Source organism: Rhodanobacter lycopersici (genome assembly GCF_040812335.1).
GTDB lineage: Bacteria > Pseudomonadota > Gammaproteobacteria > Xanthomonadales > Rhodanobacteraceae > Rhodanobacter_A > Rhodanobacter_A lycopersici.
In genome coordinates, this window is sequence record NZ_JBFOHK010000001.1 from 270,056 (window position 1) to 286,590 (window position 16,535).

Annotated in this window: 12 protein-coding genes; 6 read left to right on the forward strand and 6 right to left on the reverse strand. The window is 65.6% G+C overall.

What is annotated here, in order from left to right:
• Positions 1–158 precede the first annotated feature (158 nt).
• The 4 genes from ABQJ54_RS01250 to ABQJ54_RS01265 all read left to right on the forward strand — a co-directional run bounded on the left by ABQJ54_RS01250 (position 159) and on the right by ABQJ54_RS01265 (position 4,727).
• Positions 159–1,274, forward strand: a complete 1,116-nt coding sequence (locus ABQJ54_RS01250) for a sensor histidine kinase (protein ID WP_367852466.1) — start codon at positions 159–161, stop codon at positions 1,272–1,274.
• Entirely contained in the window at positions 1,271–2,011 is a 741-nt protein-coding gene (locus ABQJ54_RS01255) for a LytR/AlgR family response regulator transcription factor (protein ID WP_367852467.1), read from the forward strand. Before ABQJ54_RS01250 ends, ABQJ54_RS01255 begins: the two co-directional genes overlap by 4 nt.
• A 183-nt stretch (positions 2,012–2,194) precedes the next feature.
• Positions 2,195–3,493, forward strand: a complete 1,299-nt coding sequence (locus tag ABQJ54_RS01260) for an ABC transporter permease (protein WP_367852468.1) — start codon at positions 2,195–2,197, stop codon at positions 3,491–3,493.
• Position 3,494: 1 nt separating this feature from the next.
• Complete coding sequence (locus tag ABQJ54_RS01265; protein WP_367852469.1) at positions 3,495–4,727, forward strand: ABC transporter permease; 1,233 nt, start codon at positions 3,495–3,497, stop codon at positions 4,725–4,727.
• Between the two features lie 103 nt (positions 4,728–4,830).
• On the opposite strand, the gene ABQJ54_RS01270 is transcribed toward ABQJ54_RS01265, so the two are convergent.
• The 6 genes from ABQJ54_RS01270 to ABQJ54_RS01295 all read right to left on the reverse strand — a co-directional run bounded on the left by ABQJ54_RS01270 (position 4,831) and on the right by ABQJ54_RS01295 (position 13,417).
• Positions 4,831–5,694, reverse strand: coding sequence for a MurR/RpiR family transcriptional regulator (locus ABQJ54_RS01270; protein WP_367852470.1), 864 nt, complete (start codon positions 5,692–5,694; stop codon positions 4,831–4,833).
• Between the two features lie 13 nt (positions 5,695–5,707).
• On the reverse strand, positions 5,708–7,027 hold the full coding sequence (locus tag ABQJ54_RS01275; RefSeq protein WP_367852471.1) for a peptide MFS transporter: 1,320 nt from the start codon (positions 7,025–7,027) through the stop codon (positions 5,708–5,710).
• Between the two features lie 22 nt (positions 7,028–7,049).
• Positions 7,050–8,072 (reverse strand): dipeptide epimerase, encoded by a 1,023-nt coding sequence (locus ABQJ54_RS01280; protein WP_367852472.1) that lies wholly within the window; start codon positions 8,070–8,072, stop codon positions 7,050–7,052.
• A gap of 12 nt (positions 8,073–8,084) precedes the next feature.
• The gene (locus ABQJ54_RS01285; protein WP_367852473.1) at positions 8,085–10,085 is read right to left on the reverse strand and encodes a serine hydrolase domain-containing protein; all 2,001 of its coding nucleotides are present in this window, start codon (positions 10,083–10,085) and stop codon (positions 8,085–8,087) included.
• Positions 10,086–10,122: 37 nt separating this feature from the next.
• Positions 10,123–12,414 carry a TonB-dependent receptor gene (locus tag ABQJ54_RS01290; protein WP_367853542.1) on the reverse strand — a complete coding sequence of 764 codons (2,292 nt, stop codon included), beginning with the start codon at positions 12,412–12,414 and terminating at the stop codon, positions 10,123–10,125.
• A 367-nt stretch (positions 12,415–12,781) separates the two neighbouring features.
• Entirely contained in the window at positions 12,782–13,417 is a 636-nt protein-coding gene (locus ABQJ54_RS01295; RefSeq protein WP_367852474.1) for a helix-turn-helix transcriptional regulator, read from the reverse strand.
• A gap of 105 nt (positions 13,418–13,522) precedes the next feature.
• Here ABQJ54_RS01295 and ABQJ54_RS01300 point away from each other — a divergent pair, with 105 nt between their 5' ends.
• Together ABQJ54_RS01300 and ABQJ54_RS01305 are read left to right on the forward strand one after the other, a co-directional pair.
• Positions 13,523–15,490 (forward strand): M61 family metallopeptidase, encoded by a 1,968-nt coding sequence (locus ABQJ54_RS01300; RefSeq protein WP_367852475.1) that lies wholly within the window; start codon positions 13,523–13,525, stop codon positions 15,488–15,490.
• Between the two features lie 67 nt (positions 15,491–15,557).
• Positions 15,558–16,340, forward strand: a complete 783-nt coding sequence (locus ABQJ54_RS01305) for an SDR family oxidoreductase (RefSeq protein ID WP_367852476.1) — start codon at positions 15,558–15,560, stop codon at positions 16,338–16,340.
• The last annotated feature ends 195 nt before the right edge of the window (positions 16,341–16,535 follow it).

A 16,535-nucleotide genomic window follows, 5' to 3' on the forward strand; every position in this document is an offset into this window, starting at 1 on the left:
CGAACTGTTTTCGACTTGGGCCGGTGGCGGACATGAACAAAGGTGGTTAGACGTGGCATCGGGGGTAGGACTACGCAAATGTCCGCTTTACCCATCGCAAGTCCCGCTTGCCACATATCAGACGTCCGTCATCGCGGGCGCGACTACACTCGAACCTGATGAACATGCTATCTCGCCTACCTTCGACGGGTGTCCACGCCGACTACGGCGCGACGTTCCCTCAGAAAAGCATGGCCGCGTTGTGGGCATTGTGGGCGGTGTTCTGGCTGCTCATGATCGGCGTTGCCATCGAGGATCAGCTCCGTGATCCGCTCACCCGGTGGTGGGAGCCCATCCTGACGGAGGGCAGTTCGGCGCTGGTCTCGACCGGATGGATGTGGTTTGCCGTCCAGGTTCGCGGACGCTATGCGCGGTATCTGGACAAGCCCTTGATCTGGTTCGCCAGCTATCTGCGGTGGTTGCCGTTGATCTTCATCACGTGGATTGCGGTGGTCTACGCGATACGACACGGCGTCTACGCTGCCGTGGGCCGTACCTACGAGCACCCGGGCTGGGGCTTCGTCGTTGTATATGAGAGCCTCAAGATTACGTACAACACAGGACTGTGGCTCGGGGTGCTGTTTGGCATCGATTCCTATGGGCAGTGGCAACTCCAGTGGCGCCGCTTGTTGCAAACGCAAAAAGCGCTGGCCGAGGCGCAGCTTGCACAGCTTCAGGGGCAGCTGCGGCCGCATTTCCTGTTCAATGCACTCAACACCGTCTCGGCCCTGATGCATACGGACGTGGCGCGAGCGGACCGATTGGTCGCGGCGCTCGGCGATCTGCTGCGTATCAGTCTTCGCTCCAATGAGCATGAGATGACGCCGCTCGCTGAGGAACTGCGCACGCTCGAGCTGTACGCGGGCATCATGCATGAGCGGTTCCGGGATCGCGTGGCGCTGGACTGGCAGATCGATCGGACGGTCCTCGACATCCCCGTTCCGGCACTGCTGTTGCAGCCCTTGCTCGAGAACGTGTTCAAACACGGTGTCGAGCGTACGGTGACGCCAGTGCGCATCCATGTCGGCGCCCGCCGCGAAAACGGCTCCCTGGAAATCGTCGTCAGCAACTCCGGCTCCATACTGGCGCCGGAGCATCGTGACGGAGTGGGATTCCGCAATTGCCGGGAGCGGCTGGGCATCATCTACGGCAATGCAGCGTCCCTGCTCGTCTCCAACGAGGGCGACGGCGTTGCCGCGCGTGTCTCCATACCACTGGCGGACAGCCTTCCATGATCCGTGCCGTGATCGCCGATGACGAGGCGCCGGCGCGCGAGAAACTCGAATGCTGGGTAGCCGAGCAACCGGGCATGGCCGTGGTGGGATCAGCCGAGGACGGATTGTCCGCAGCGCAGTGCATCGAACGGCTGCGCCCGGATGTGGCCTTTCTCGATGTCCAGATGCCGACGTTGTCGGGACTCCAGGTCGCGGCGCAGCTCGAGCCATCGAGCGCGCCGCTGATCGTGTTCGTGACCGCATTTGACGAGCATGCGGTGAACGCGTTCGACCTCAATGCGATCGACTACCTGCTCAAGCCTTACGACCGGGATCGTTTCGCGCGCACCGTGCAGCGTGTCAGGGAAAGGCTGCGCATCCACGAGTCCGGCGCTGCAGCGGTAGCGATCGGGCGAACACAGGCGACTTCCTGCGAGCGCCTGCTCGTGCCGGATGGCGAACGGCTGCAGCTGATCGATGCAGCCTCCGTCGAATGGCTCGAAGCCGACGACAACTACGTCCACGTGCACACGGCTGCGCGCAGCTATCTGTTGCGCAGGACATTGCAGGATCTGCTGTCCCAGTTGGGCGAGCAACGCTTCGTGCGGGTCCACAAGTCGACAGCGGTGAACCTCGGCTCCATCGGATCGCTCACTCCGCTCTTCAAGGGCGACCACGAAATCCATCTGCGCAACGGCCGCATTCTCCGGCTCAGCCGCCGATATCGCGATGCGCTGTTCGCCCGCATGGGCCGATAGCGTCCGCTTCGCCACCCCGACGTCTCCGTTCACCCCCAACCTGCTGCCAGCCGATCGCAGGCGGATCAGGCTCCTACTTGCCGCCTGATACGCGCATGGCCAGTCCTGTCTGCGGCCATGCGAAGCGTGCGGGTTATCTACACCCCGTCCTGCAGCGGCGGAAGTGAACTGAGGAGGAAAGGAATGTTCGGCTACTACTTCGACCTCGCCTTGCGTAGCCTCCGGCGCAACAAGGTGCTCACCGCGCTGATGGTGCTGGCGATCGCGCTGGGCATCGGTGCCAGCATGACCACGCTGACCGTACTGCACGTGCTGTCCGGTGATCCGTTGCCAGGGCGCAGCAGCACGTTGTACGCACCACAGCTTGACCCACGCGACATGGGTGACTACCAAGCGCATGGCGAACCGCCGGATCGAGTCAGCTGGATCGACGGCATGAACCTGTTGCAGGCGAAACGGGCGGATCGCCAGGCGCTGATGACGGGCGGTTCGGTGGCCATCCAGCCGGCGCAGTCCGCGCTCGATCCGTTTTACGAGGCGGCGCGCTACACCACGGCCGATTTCTTTCCCATGTTCGGCGTGCCGTTCCAGTATGGCCATGCCTGGGGCGCATCCGAGGATGCGGCCAGCGCGGCCGTGGTGGTAATCAGCAGCAGGCTCAACGACAAGCTGTTCGGCGGCCGCGACAGCAGTGGGCGCATGCTGCGCGTGGAGGGGCATGCCTTGCGCATCATCGGCGTGCTGGGCGACTGGCGGCCGAATCCGCATTTCTACGATCTCAACGTGAAGAACTATGGCGGGAGCGAAGGCGTCTATCTGCCGTTGTCCACGTCGCAGGATTTGCATCTGGCGCATCTTGGAGGCGCCGACTGTTGGGGCAATGGTGGTGCCGACGCCACGCCCACGGCACCTTGCGTGTGGTTGCAGTTTTGGGTGCAACTGGACACGCCGGCCCAGGCCGCCGCGTACCGGCAGTTCCTGGTCCATTACTCGCAAGAGCAAAAGTCGCTGGGCCGCTTCCAGCGTCCGCCCAACGTACGCCTGCGCAACCTGATGCAGTGGCTGGATTACGAGCAGGTCGTGCCCGGCGACGTGCAGCTGCAGACCTGGCTGGCGCTGGGTTTCCTGCTCGTGTGTCTGGTCAATACGGTGGGCTTGATGCTGGCCAAGTTTCTGCGCCGCTCCGCCGAGCTGGGAGTACGCCGCGCGTTGGGCGCATCGCGGCGTGCATTGTTCATGCAGTTGCTGGTGGAGTCAGGCGTGATCGGGCTGGCCGGTGGCCTGGGCGGCCTGTTGCTGGCGTATCTGGGTCTGTGGCTGGTGCGCCGGCAGCCGGCGGACTACGCGCCGCTGGCGCATCTGGATGGCGCGATGCTGCTGGTGACATTCCTGCTGGCGGTGGGCGCCAGCCTGCTGGCCGGTGGACTGCCGGCCTGGCGTGCCTGCCGTGTCGCCCCCGGCCTGCAACTGAAGAGCAACTGAGATGGATATCCGACCGATTCTCTCCACCCTGAACCGGCACAAGATCACCGCATGGCTGCTGATCCTGCAGATTGCGCTGACCTGCGCCATCGTGTGCAACGCGGTGTTCCTGATCCATCAACGCCTGCAACAGATGGACATTGCCAGCGGCGTCGCCGAACACGAGTTGGTGCAGATCAAGTTTGCTTACATCGGCGACCGACCGGATGCCTACACGCAGGCGCAAACCGATCTGGCGACATTGCGGCAGATCCCCGGGGCGCAGGCGGTGGCCCTGGCAAACCAGCTGCCGCTCAGTGGTTACGACATGTCCAGCAGCGGCCTCAAGCTGCACCCCCACCAGCGGCAAAACACGCTCGAGGCAGCGAGCTACTACGGGCAGAACCTGCTGGCTACGCTGGGTGTACGGCTGATTTCGGGGCGCGATTTTCAGCCCGATGAGCTGCTCGACCTGAAAGCCGTCATGCCTGCGCTGCACAGCGGCGACATGAAAAACCTGCCGCACACCATGATCGTCACCCAGGCGGTCGCCGCGCGCCTGTGGCCTGACCAGAATGCGCTGGGCAAGACGATCTATGTTGGCAACGACATACCGTTGCAGGTGGTCGGCGTGAGCGCGCCGCTGGCACGACCGGACAATCTGCAGATGGGGGCCCAGTACAGCGTCGTGCTTCCTATACGCCTGACCGCGACGGAGGGAGGGAGCTACGTGATCCGCACCACACCGGAGGATCGCGAGCAGGTGCTGAAATCCGCACTGGTTGCGCTCAAGCGCCTCGACCCCAATCGCATCGTGCTGGAGCAGCGCACCTACGACGAACTACGCCATGGGTTCTTCGAGAACGACCGCGCCATGGCAGGCATGCTGCTGGGTGTCATCGTGGCGCTGCTCATCGTCACCGCGCTGGGTATCGCGGGATTATCCAGCTTCTGGGTCGGACAGCGCCGCCGCACCATCGGCGTGCGCCGCGCGCTGGGCGCCACGCGCGCCAACATCCTGCATTACTTCCAGACCGAGAACTTCCTGCTGGCGACCACCGGTATTGCGCTGGGCATGGCGCTCGCCTATGGCATCAACCTGTTCCTGATGATGCACTACGAATTGCCGCGGCTGCCGGGCATCTACTTGCCGGTCGGCGCGCTGGCTCTGTGGGCCATCGGCCAGCTCGCCGTGCTCGGCCCCGCGCTTCGTGCCGCCGCGGTGCCGCCGGTGGTGGCGACGAGGGGCGCTTGAACCTGGAGGCGGATTCAGTGGCGAGGCACTGGTGCTGGAGAGGGATGATCAGGGCAAGTCATCGAGGCTAGGGGAGTGGCATCTGCGATGCTCGCATCGCGTACTAGCGATGTGGTTTCTTCCGCACTTTGCCGCGTGGCGGGTCGATGTAGCAGTCCAGTTCCTGGCGAAGTTCGTTGATCTCGCTAAGCCGTTCCATCACGCCGTCGCTTTGCTCGGTCACCGCTGCCACGATCAGGCTGAACAGGCTCGACATCGCACAGTAGCTGTGCCACACCTCGCTGGCCGGGATCAGCAGCGCATGCGGGGTGAGTTCGCGCGCCCAGTAGCATTCGATGTCGGCGATCAGTACCAGCGGGATGCCGCGCCGCGCCACATGTTCGGCGACTTCGCGGAACTGCCTGAAGTAGCGGCGCTGGTCGATCAGCACCACGCAACTGTTCCTGTCCGAGTCCAGCAGCATGTCGACGCAGGCGCTGTCGGCGCCGTCGTTGAAGGCGACGCGCGGGCGCACCTGCTGCAGCAGCTTGGCGAGACCGAGGCCGAGGAAACTGCTGTGCTGGAAGCTCGCCACCGAGACGCGGTCGGCCGCGACCAGCTGGCGGATCACCGACTTCCATTCCTTCGTGCGGGCAACCTCGTGCACGCCGGCCAGCGCGCGCGTTTCCGCCAGCAAGTGCATGGCGATCGCGTCGCCGTCCTGGGGCAGTTCCGGCGGCTTGTAGAAATGCCGCCAGGTGCCGTCGCCGCGGAACTCCTCCTTCATCTCGCCCAGGCCTTCGTAGCCCAGCGTGCGCAGGAAGCGTCCCACCGTCATCGGGCTCACGCCCACGCGCTTGCCCAGCGACGCCGCCGTCTCGAACGGCAGGTCGCGGATGTTGTGCATCAGGTAATTGGCGATCTTCCGCTCGGAGGCGGTGAAGCCGTCCCAGTGATCCTTGAGCTTCTGCTTCAGGTCCTTGGTCATCAGGAGGGCCTCGTCATGAGATCGTAGCGGTCAGGCCCGGATTATCCCGTTTTTCCGCGTGTCCCACGCGCAGGCCCACCGCGAGCAGTAGGGCCGCGGCGACGCCTGCGATGCCGCCGATCAGCAGGAAGAAGCCGCCGTGCGGCAGCAGGCTCCACAGCGTGCCCAGCGCGCCGGCCAGCAAATTGCCGAAGAAGCCGGCGAAGAACCACAAGGCAATGCAGGTGGCGCCGAAACCTTCCGGCGCCAGGCGGCCGAACAGGCCCAGGCCCACCGGCAGGATATACAACTCGCCCAGCGTCATCAGCACGAACCAGCCCGCCAGCCACAGCCAGTTCGCATGCACGCCACGCGCCTCGCTCCACGCAGTCACCGCAGCCAGCAGTACGTACGACAACCCGACCACGGCCGCGCCGAAGGCCATCCGCTGCAGCGACGGCGTATCGACGCCGCGCTTCGCCAGGCGTGCCCAGCGCGCCACCAGCAGCGGCGTGGCGACGAACACCATCAGCGGATCCAGCGCCTGGAACCAGGCCATCGGGATGCTCCAGCCGGCGGTCACCTGCCGGTCCACGCCCACCTCCGCCCACAGCGCGATGGTGTTGCCGACCTGTTCGTAGGCGCCGCGGAACAGCACCACGATGGCGGCGATGCCGCCGAGAAAGGCGAGGCGGCGCCACACAGCACGATCCAGCGGCGTGCGCGGAGCGTGCGACGCGGCGGCGCGCGTGGGTTCCGGCGGCAGGTGGCGGCTGCCGGCCAGGTAGATCACCAGCGAGGCCAGCATGCCCACGCCGGCGGCGGTAAAGCCCCAGTGCCAGCCATAGGCCTCGCCCAGGAAGCCGCACACCAGCGGCGCCAGGAAGGCGCCCAGGTTCACGCCCACGTAGTAGATGTTGTAGGCACTCTTGCTGCGCGGGTCGCCCTCGCGGTACAGGCCCTTGATCTGGCTGGCCAGGCTGGGCAGGAACAGGCCGTTGCCCAGCGCGATGGTGGCCAGCGCGGGATAGAACAGTGCCGGAAAGGCCATCATGAAATGGCCCAGTGCCATGGTGGCGGCGCCGATCACCACGGCCTTGCGCTTGCCCAGCCAGCGGTCCGCTGCCATGCCGCCGAACACCGGCGTGAAGTAGACGAAGGCGGCGTAGGTGCCGTAGACCAGCGACGCGTATTCCTGCCCGAAGTCCAGCCGCATGGTCATGTAGTAGACCAGCAGCGCGCGCATGCCGAAGAAGGAGAACATCTCCCACATTTCGGTAAGGAACAGCACGCTCAGGCCAAGCGGGTGGCCTAGAAAGCGGCGTTCGCGCGCAGGTGGCGGGGCCGCGGTCATGGACGTCGATCCTCCGGGAAACTCATGCGGGCAAGGCGCATGGTCCGCCCCAGATCCCGTCGGGACACCAGATGTGCCCGTCGCGGTAGCTTACCCCGGGCTCGCGGTCGGACCGGATGAACATCGGGCCGTCCAGGTCCACCACCGAGCACAGCGAGCCGAGCACGAAGGCCGGCCCCATCGACAGCGACGAGCCGCCCATGTTGCCCACCATCAGGCGGAAGCCGCGTTGCTGCGCCTCGCGCGCCATCGCCAGCCCGGCAGTGAGGCCGCCGCACTTGTCCAGCTTGATGTTGATCACCTGCACGCGGCCCCCGAGGCCGGGCAGGTCGGCGCGGTCCTGCACGCTCTCGTCGGCGGCCAGCGGGACCGGGTAGTGCAGCCCGTCGAACCACGCTTCGCGGCCGACCGGGAAGGGTTGTTCGACCACCGCCACGCCGCTCTCCACGAAGGTCGGCAGCATCTGCGCCAGCGACTCGCGGGTGAGCCCCTGGTTGGCGTCCACCATCAGCCACACGCCGAGACAGGCCGCGCGCACCGCGCGCACGCGCTCGGCGTTGAGGTGGTCGTCCTTGAGCTTGAGCTTGAGCGCGCGCGCGCCCTGGTAGCTGCGCGCCGCTTCGGCCACCTCGTCCGGGTCGTCGGCGCTCAACGTATAGGTGGTCAGCAGCGACTCGGGCCGCGACAGTCCGGTGAGCTGCCAGACGGAGGTGTTGCCGCGTTTTGCTTCGAGGTCCCACAGCGCACAGTCCAGCGCATTGCGTGCGCCGCCGGCGGGCAACAGTTCAAGCAATTGTTCGCGGGTAATGCCGCGTTCGATGCGCCCGCGCAGGCGTTCGACCTGCTGCAACATCGAGGCCGGCGTGTCGTCGCGGTAGTAGACGCCCAGCCCTTCGCCCTGGCCGGTGAACTCGCCGTCGTGCAGGCTTACCACCACGGCGTCGCAGGCGGTGAAGGTGTAGCCGGTGATATGGAAGGGCTGCTTGAGCGGAAGCTTTTCGATGTGCGCACTCAGCGTGAGCGGCGGGTGGAGGTCGCTGGTCATCATCGCTCCCGGTCAGAAATGCGTGTTGAAGCTGACCAGCCCGAACACCAGGATGAACCAGCCGAGATAGAGCGCGGCGAGCGCAAGCAGGGTCTCGCCCAGCCGTACGCGCAGGCTGCGGCCGCCCGGCCGCCAGCTGTTCACCGCATGCAGCACGATCGCCAGCACGCCAAGCAGCGCGACGATGCCGGAGATGTAAAGCAGGGTCATCCACGGTGCGGCGCCGCCCTGCAGCAGCAGGGACAGGTGCGTGCCGACGGAACCCAGCAGCACGAACCAGCCAGCCAGATCGAGGAACAGCGCCAGCGCACCCAGCCGCGAATACAGGCGCGTGCGACGCAGGCCGGGCGGCAGTTCCAGCGTGGCGCGGTAGTGGCGGCGCAGCCAGCGCCCCAGACCCCAGCCGGCCAGCGCCAGCAGCACGATCAGCAGCGACAGGCCGGCAAGCGGCAGCACGGTGCCCTTGCCGTGTGCGGCGGGCACGCGCTGGAACAGCATGACGGCCGGAATGTACGTGGTGGTCCAGTAGCGGATGTGGCCATCCGCACCGGCGACGAAACGCAGCCGGTCGCGGCCGTTCACTTCGCGGTACTGCAGCGGCGCGACCTCGCGCCAGTGCAGCGGCTGGCCGGCAGTGTCGACCAGCATCGGCGACACGGTGAGCGTGCCATCCGGCGCCGCGGCAACCTGGAATTGCGAGAGCAGGTTGAACAGCTTCATCGCGCTGTCGTTGCGGCGCGTGCTCTGGTACCAGCCGGCCACCCTGGCGGCATCGGCTTTCGCGCTCGCCGGTGCCGGCGCCTGCACGGGCAGCGGGGACGGGAAGTAGCGGTCGAGGAAGGCGTGGAAGATCGAGCGGCGTAGCGTCAACGTGCCGCCGGCGTCGGGATTGCCCGCACTGTTGAAGGACAGGAACAGGCCCACGTTCTTGTCCAGCAGCAGGTGCAGGTCACTGTGGAACACCACGGTGTCGCCCGCATGGCCGATGATGCGCAGGCCGTTGCGGTCCTCCTGGTAGAAGCCCAGGTCGAAGCCGGGCATGCCCGGTGCCGGCGCGTACTGCGGGCTGTGCATCAGCTGCGCGGTGGCCGGTTTGAGGATCCCGGTATTGCCGTAGCGGCCGTCCTGCAGCTGGGCGATCATGAACTTCGCCATGTCCGTCGCCGTGGTGCTCATCGCGCCGGCGGGTGCCGGATCGACCAGCTCGAACGGTTGCGGCTTGCGGTCCGAGGCGCGCAGGTAGCCCTTGGACATCAGCGGCGCCAGCGCCGGCGGCAGCGGTTGCCCGAAGCTGGAATGATCCATTCCCAGCGGCTCGAGGATGTGCTGCTCGATGTATTGCGCATACGGCTGGCCGGATACGCGTTGCACGATGTAGCCGGCCAGCCCGCAACCGTAGTTGGAATAGGCCACCAGCTGGCCTGGCGGAAAGATGCGCACGGGCAAGTGCGCTTTCAGGTAGCGTCCGAGGTCCAGCTGGTCGGGCGTGGCCGGCATCAGTCCGCGGGTCACGTCCTCGAAACCCGGCGTGTGCGTCATCAGCTCGCGCAGGGTGACCGGCTTGCCCTGATAGGGCGGAATCCGGAAGTCGAGGTAGGCGTTGACGTCGCGGTCCAGGTCCAGCTTGCCCTGTTCGACCAGTTGCATCACCGCGGTCCATGCGAACAGCTTGGAAGTGGAGCCGGGCCGGAACAGCGTGTTGTCGGCCGTCACCGGGGTGCGCGTGGCCAGGTCGGCGTAGCCGTAGCCGCGGGCGAACAGCAGCTGGCCGTCCTTGACCACCGCCACCACGCCGCCGGCGATATCGTTGCGACGCAGCGCGTACGGCATCAGGCCGTCGAAGAACGAGCCGAGATCCTGCGCCGTCAGCGCCGGCGCGATGTCCGCCGGCTGGGCCCCGCTTGCATCTGCGGGCACGCTGGCGGTAGGTGCCGGAGCCGCCTGCTGTGCGATCGCCGTGCCCAGGCTGACGCTGGCGACGAAGGCGGCCAGACCCCTCAATACTCGGTTCATGCGGGAATCCCCGTGGCGTGCGGAAGGAAGGGCCGGCTCAGAAATCCACGCTGGCGGATACGCCGACCGTGCGCGGCGTCTGTACCGTGGCGTTGTACGGGCTGCCCATCGGGTTCAGCGTCTCCGGCCATACCGAGGTGATGCCGTGCCTGTTGGCCAGGTTCTTGGCGTAGACCTTGAACATCCAGTCGCCGAAGTTCACGCCCGCATACAGGTCGATGTTGTTGTACGAAGGCAGGTAGATGCGCGGTGCGGGAACCTGGTTGAACTCCGCGGCGCGCCGGCCGACATAGCTGAAGTTGCCGCCCACGAAGCCGGACCAGCCGCCTAGCGGGAAGTTGTAGTCCGCCCCCACGCTGGCGTTCCATTTCGGCACGTAGGGCAGGGGATTGCCCTTGAGGCCGTAGACGCTGCCGGCCGGGTTGTCCTCGGCGAGCCGGGCATCGGTGTAGGAGGCGTTCGCCCACAGCGTGAGGCCGCTCACCGGGTGATAGTTGAGGTTTGCTTCGAAGCCCTCGCTGACTGCCTTGCCGCCGTTGCCCAGGAAGCTGATGCCGTCCACGGTCGAGGTGAGCTGCACCTTGGACCAGTCGATGTAGAAGGCGTCCATGTCCAGGCTCATGCGACCGTCGAGCATCATCGTCTTCAGGCCCAGCTCGTAGTTCACCAGCTTGTCCGGGTCGAAGGTCAGCGGCGCCCCCATGCCGGGCGACACGCCGACATTGGCGCCGCCCGGACGGAAGCCGGAAGCCACCCGCAGATAGCCCATCGTGTTGTCGCTGAACTTGAAGCTGGGATTGAACAGGTAGGTGATCGGCTGGTCGCTGCTGCGCAAGGTGAAATCGGTGTCGCCGATCAGCAGGCCGGTGCTGGTCTGCGTATAGGTGGTGCGGTCGTCGCTGTAGCGCGCGCCGACCAGCACGCTGAAGCGGTCGGTGGCGTGCCAGGTCAGGTCGCCGTAGCCGGCCCACTCGGTGAACAACGCCGGGCCCACCGACACGTGCGCGACCGTGGGCAGCGCGATCGGCTGGCCGGTGCTGGCGTCGAAAGTGGCCATGTCCTGCTGGTCCACGGTGCGTTCGTGGGTGAAGAACAGGCCGGTGCGCCACTCCCAGGTCTGGTCTTCCGGCGACTGCAGGCGCAGTTCCTGCGTGACCTTGTTCAGCGCGATCGGCTGCACTTCCGAATAACCGCCGTCGGACAGGCCGAACAGCGGGTTGAGCAGCGGACCGTACAGCGCGGTGTTGTCGACGTTCTCGTTGAGCCGCAGCGTGCCGTAGCTGGTGGTGGAGACCAGCTTGGCCCAGCCCAGGTCGGCGCTGGCGGTGAGGTCGTAGAGGCGGTACTTCACCTTGAACAGGCCGGTGCCGGCGGCGCGCGCCTGCTTGTTCCAGCCGTAGAGCGGCTGCATGGTGGCCGGATCGATGTCGATGCCGCCGTTGGCCAGGCCGTCGCTGCTCAGGTTTTGCGCCAGCGCGGAGAAGCGCACCGAAACCTTGTCGCTGGGCGTCCACAGCAGTTGCGCGCGGCCGCCGCGGACCTGGGCCTCGTTCACCTCGGTCTGGCCGGTGGAGACGTTGTCGATGTAGCCGGGATCGGTACGGGCATAGGCATTGACGCGCAGGCCCAGGGTGTCCTTCACCAGCGGGATGTTCACCGTCGCATGCGAGCCGGAGCCGCTGCCGCCGCCAGCCACGCTGTGGGTGTCGACATCGACATGGGCGCTGGCTGCGGTGGTGTCGGGAGGGGTGGTGACGAACTTGATCAGGCCGCCCAGGGTGTTCGATCCGTACAGCGTGCCCTGCGGCCCGCGCAGCACCTCGATGCGCTCCAGGTCGCTGGGGTCGATATCAGGCGTGAGCATGCTGCCGGCCGCGTAGATCGTGCTGGAGCCGTACGGCGAGTCGTCGATATAGGTACCCACCGTGGCGTTGGGCTGGTGGCTGCCCGAGGTGATGCCGCGCAGGACCAGCTGGGTCCAGCCCTCGCCCGAGGAGATCGCGTTGAGGCCGGGCACCTGGCTGACATAGTCGCTGAAACTGCTGGCGCTCTGCCGGTCGAGCTGGCTCTGCGTCAGCACCGACACCGCCATCGGCACGCTCTGCAGCGGTTCGCTGCGCTTGTCGGCGGTCACGATGATGGTGGGCAGGCGTGTGGTCTTTCCGTCCGTGTCCTGGTTGTCGGCGGCACGATGGCGGCTCTTGCCGGCAGCAGGTGTTGTTGCGGCCTGCCCGGTGTTGTTGTCCTGCGCCCGCAGAAGCGCGGGACCGGCCAATGCCATGGCGACGGCCAGGCAGATGCAGCGGCGTGCATACGGCGAGCGGTACATGTCCACGTCAACTCCCCCAAGAGATACGGATGGCCCGTGGATGCACTGATATCAGTATAACAAAACTGTGTCAATGAATTTTATATACCATTCTCCATGCGACCTGGCCTGCCGTGGACAGACGGGAGTGGACAGATGGGTAATGACGATCCAGTGGCAAGACGCGGCATCGCGATGTGACTGGACGTCTGGATGGCCGGCAGGCGCCACCATTCCCTGCCGTTCCCGGGGGCTGTATCCCGTCTTCCAGACCAGTCACCTTCGCACGGCAAGAACATCGCCGATGCGCTTGCCGCATGGGAGAGGCTTCCGGGTAGCACTCGGGCAGATCACCGGTCATGCCCTGTTGGCTGGATGCCAGAGGGCATCAGCCGCCGCGGATTTCTTTCAGGTAGTTGTACAGGCTGGCGCGGGAAATCCCCATGCGCTGGGCCACGACTGACGGCGCATTGCGGATGCTCAGCAGACCGGCCGCCTCCAGCTCGCTGACGAGTTGTCGCCGCGCCTCCGGCCCCATCAGGCGGGTGGCCATGCCACGCTTCGCCTCGAACTCGCCAACGGTGCGTTCCAGCGCCTGGCGCCAGTTGTCGTGGAAGAACGGTGCATGCGGCTCCAGTGACCCCGGCAGGAATGCCAGCGAAGCTACCTGTTCACCAATGCGCTCCAGTGCCGAGACGTCGAAATTGATGCACATCATGGCTACCGGCCGCGCCTCGTCGTCGCGAAGCGTGGCGGTGATGGAGCGCAGGTTGTGCCCATCGCGATTGACCTTGCGATAGGGACCGATGACGTCCTGTTCCAGCACGGCCTCGTCGAACCGGTCCCCGGCAGAGGAATCGCCCACGCGGCGCCTGGAGAAGGCGTTGGCGATGTAGGCGATCTGGTTGCGGGCCAGGTCGTGGATCACCACCTCGACGTGCGGCTTGAAGAGGGCGGCCACCGCCTCGGCAATGGGGAAATAGCGGGCCAGTGCAGTGCGGGAGGGCTTTCGGGTCTTGGCCATGGTTTCTGGTTTGGGGGGAGGGCAGCGCCTTGTTTCTACGCGATGTTGTATATATTGTCCACAGTAGACTATTTATCCAAATCCAATTGACGGATGTACCCCAGCATGACCAAACACCCGATCCGGCGCCGTTCCACGGTGGGTTGGTCTGTTCCCTTGCGTGCCGGCCTGGCGGCTCTGACGGTGCTTGCCCCGGTGACAGGCGGTGCCGCGGCGCAGGTCGGCACAGGGCCGACGGCGGCGCCCTTGCCTCCGGCGCCGCCCATCCCGTCGGACCGGCCATTCGTGGGCACCATGGAACTGGCCGTCGATGCCAGCGACACCGATCACCAGGTGTTTGCCGTGCACGAGACGATCCCGGTGCAGGCACCCGGCGATACGGTCCTGCTCTATCCGGAATGGGAGGCCGGCAGCCACGCCCCGACCGCCACGGTGACGGAATTGGCCGGTCTGATGGTGTGGGTTGATGGCAAACCGGTGGACTGGACGCGTGATCCGGTGAACATGCACGCCTTCCATGTCGAGGTACCAAAGGGTGGCCGTTCGATCACGCTGGACTTCCAGTTCCTCGCGCCATCCTCTTCACACCTATTGCGACCGGACATGGTCATCGTGCCGTGGCAGCGCGTGCTGCTCTATCCGGCCGGCTGGTATGTGCGCGACATTCCCGTGGCCGCGACGCTCGCGCTTCCGCACGGGCTCACGTCGTACACATCGCTCGCTTTCCAGGCCGGCGGCGATGACAAGCTGGATTTCCAACCGGTCGCACTGGACCGGCTGGTCGACGCCCCCGTCTATGCCGGCAGATACACGCGCCGGATCGCACTCGACAAGGGTGCGGCCAAGCCGGTGTTCCTGGACCTGCTGGCCGACGAGAGGGCGAACCTCGTCGTCACCGATGCACAAGTGGCGCGCTTGAAAGCGCTGATCGCCGGGGGTCTCAAAACATTCGGCGCGGCACCGTACCGCCACTACGACGCGATCGTCACCTTGAGCGATGCGCTTTCGCCCGATGGCGGCGGTGGCGGCATCGAACACCTGGAGGAGGGTGAAGACAATCTTCCTGCCGCTTACTTCACCGATGCCCCGGCGCAACTGAACAACCTCGATCTGATTGCGCACGAATACGTCCATGTGTGGAACGGCCTCTGGCGCACGCCGGCCGACCTGTGGTCGCCCACCTTCAATTGGCCGGCCAGGGGATCGTTGCTCTGGGTGTATGAAGGGCAGACCGAATTCTGGGGGCGCATACTGGCCGCGCGTGCCGGCTTGCGTACTCGCCAGCAGACACTGGACAAGCTGGCGTTGGACGCGGACCTCGTCGCCAACCGCACCCGCCGCCGCTGGAAGGATCTGCAAGACAGCACCAATGACGCGGTCTACATGGCCAAGCACCATGTCGGGTGGCGTAGCTGGCAGGGCAGGGAAGACTATTATCCCGAAGGGGTGCTGCTGTGGCTGGACGTCGACGCGCGGCTGCGCGAGTTGAGCCATGGCAGGCGCAGCCTCGACGATTTCGCGCGCCTCTTTTTCGCCAAGAACGACTCACAAACTACGCACACCTATACCTTCCACGATGTTTGCGCGGCGCTGGACAAGATCGCACCGGGTGATTGGGCGGCGTTCCTCGACCGGCACCTGCATACCCGCGATACGAACGAGGCGCTCGCCGGCCTCGCCCGTGCCGGCTGGAAACTCGTGCATACGGATATACCTACTGAAACCTTTCGCCAGAGCGAAGCGGAAGCCGGCGTCACCGACCTCGACGATTCGATCGGCTTCGAGGTCGATCCGGATGGACGCGTCCAATCCGTGCAATGGAACGGACCGGCTTTCCAGGCCGGCCTGTCGCCTGGTGCACGCTTGACAAGGGTAAACGGGCAAGCCTTTTCGACGCATGTCATGCTCGATGCAGTCCGGGCTTCCGTATCGACGCCACTGAGCATCCACGTCGACATGGACGGCAGCACGCGCACGGTAGTGCTTGGCTACCGGGGCGGACTACGCTACCCGCATCTCGAACGCATCGCCGGTACACCGGACCGGCTTTCGGAACTGCTGGCCGGGCGATGAGAATGACACGGTATTTCATCGGGATCCTGGATACCCCCAACGGGCGACGGTTGCCCTGCCATCAGATGTGGAGAACAACATGTCCAACTCAACGGCCATAGTCACCGGTGCGAGCCAGGGCATCGGTCGCGCCACGGCGGTGCGCCTGGCGAAGGATGTCGGTTCGCTGGTACTGGTGGCGAGGAATCGCGATCACTTGCTGGAAACGGCGGGGATGGTTGAGGCGCAAGGCGCGAAAGCCCTGGTGCTGGATCTCGACCTCTCGGAAAAGGCCGCCGCGAAAGCCGTCGTCGAGCAGACACTCTCCGCATTCGGCCGCGTCGATGCGCTGCTCAACATCGCCGGCGCCGTGCCGCAGATAGACCTGTTCGAGATGACGGACGAGCAGTGGGACGACGGCATGGCGTTGAAACTGCACGGCGCACGGCGCCTGACCATCGAAGCGTGGCCTGCGCTGAAGCAAGCCAATGGGTCGGTGGTGTTCACCTCGGGCAATTCGGCGATCTTTCCCAAGGCGCCGTATGCCGCCGTCGGCACCATCAACGCGGCGATCGCTGCGCTGGCGAAGGCGTTTTCCGATCGCGGCATCGCCGACGGCGTGCAGGTCAACAGCGTGTTGCCGGGCCCGGTGATGACGGGTCGCCGTCGCTCGTATCTGGAGCACTGGGCACCACTGCACGGCATGAGCGTCGCCGAAGCGACCGAGCATTTCCCGCGCGAAGCCGGCATCGCCCGTTACGGTAAACCGGAGGAGATCGCCGAACTGATGGCATTCCTGGTGTCGCCCGGCGCGCGCTGGATGACTGGAGCCATGCTTCGCATGGACGGCGGCGAGGTCAAATCGGTTTAGCGGGCAGGCAGGAATTCGGCCCATAGCCGCTCGCACTAGCCAAGGGGATAAGCAGTTGACCCTGTGTGCGATGGGTGCGATTGGGGTTGGTTGTCGTGGGTATCAGATCGCCCATGAGTCAGTCTAACTCTGTGTCCGCAACCCAAGGCGCATTGCAAGCGCCGAGGCCCATGTGACTTGCGGCACTACTGGCTT